The sequence below is a fragment of the Kocuria sp. ZOR0020 genome, from assembly GCF_000800955.1.
Lineage (GTDB): Bacteria > Actinomycetota > Actinomycetes > Actinomycetales > Micrococcaceae > Kocuria > Kocuria subflava.
This window is the reverse complement of sequence record NZ_JROX01000220.1, coordinates 1-1,144: the sequence shown is the minus strand read 5'-3', so window position 1 is coordinate 1,144 and position 1,144 is coordinate 1. Positions and strand designations below refer to the sequence as shown.

The following is a 1,144-nucleotide window of genomic DNA, read 5'->3' as shown; positions in this document are numbered from 1 at the left end:
TTACTGTACGTGTATTTTTTTCATTCGCTTGTGCTGTTACTGTGATGATTGCCATTTAATTATTCCCCTTTTTCTGTTTCTTGCTGTGCTAACCAAATCTTCATGATGTCGGTAATTTCTTTTTTAGTCTTATTTTTCAAGCTGTCAATATTTTGGTATCCTAGTTGTTCAGCTCGTTTTATAAGTGGCTGAATCTCTCTAAGTCGTTGTTTTTCTGCTTCAAGCTCTTTTTGTTCTTCTGTTAGAACTGGTAAATCTTCATTTGCATAAATATATAGCCCTAAACCATGACGAGCAATTGCCTTAACTAGTCCACGCTGAATGGCTTTATTTACGTCCATAGAAGTCAGTTTTTCAACTGGGATAGATTGGTTACGATAGTCCATTACAGGCAAGTATTCAATGTGCTCCAAGCCCTCAATAGTCATACCAACCTTAACCCATGCTGTGCGACCGTCTGTGTGATAATTTAACCCTTGTTCATTTTCATAAACTTTACTGTTAGCTTCAGGATATACTTTTTTAACTTCAGACCATGCATATGCCCAACTAAGATAATCTAAATTATTCTTTTTGCTTTTCTTATCATTTACATTAATAACGCTTAGTTCTTCAAATACACTCATTCGATAACCTCTTCTCTCCAACCTTGGCTTTTAAGCTCTGAGGCTTTTGTCAAATCAGATTCACTAGATAAATAAAACTCCGAAGCATACTTTTTTGACAAAGTGTGAAAAGCATGCCCAAAGTAAAGTTTACCTTTCTCGCTTGCATGATTTGCTTCATTAAATTCTAAATACATTACTGACACTTTTTCCTTTGCTGTATCTGAATCTTTCTCTTTTTTAAGTTTTTCAGTAACTTTTTTCACAACTTCTTCTAGCTGTTTTTCATCAAATTTAATATTAATTGTTTCCATTTACTCCTCTTTCTACAATGAAGACGTCGCCTTGTCTTGTAATTTCAATATTATATTTAAGCATAGGCAGGATCCAACCTTTACCCCAATAGCTCCATAATTCGCTTATCAAGCCATATAAGCACTCGTTAGGCTCTGCCCTATACTTTGTTTCGTTCATTTCCTCAAGCTCTTTAGATAGCTTTCTGACACCTCTAGCGTAATGTTTACTAGCTTTTTCTTCTG

3 protein-coding genes are annotated in these 1,144 nt (G+C 34.9%); all 3 read right to left on the bottom strand.

Annotated features, from left to right (window positions below; translation table 11 throughout):
- Positions 1 to 59 precede the first annotated feature (59 nt).
- Complete coding sequence (locus L979_RS15235) at positions 60 to 626, bottom strand: DUF1071 domain-containing protein (RefSeq protein ID WP_036851120.1); 567 nt, start codon at positions 624 to 626, stop codon at positions 60 to 62.
- Positions 623 to 919, bottom strand: a complete 297-nt coding sequence (locus tag L979_RS15230; protein WP_036851118.1) for a hypothetical protein — start codon at positions 917 to 919, stop codon at positions 623 to 625. Before L979_RS15230 ends, L979_RS15235 begins: the two co-directional genes overlap by 4 nt.
- A partial coding sequence (locus tag L979_RS16825; protein ID WP_047692415.1) for a hypothetical protein occupies positions 906 to 1,144 on the bottom strand: 239 nt, incomplete at its 5' end. The genes L979_RS15230 and L979_RS16825, both read right to left, overlap by 14 nt.

Coding starts and splice junctions, on each gene's coding strand:
- L979_RS15230 (WP_036851118.1), bottom strand. CDS start 919: ATGGAAACAATTAATATTAAATTTGATGAAAAACAGCTAGAAGAAGTT.
- L979_RS15235 (WP_036851120.1), bottom strand. CDS start 626: ATGAGTGTATTTGAAGAACTAAGCGTTATTAATGTAAATGATAAGAAA.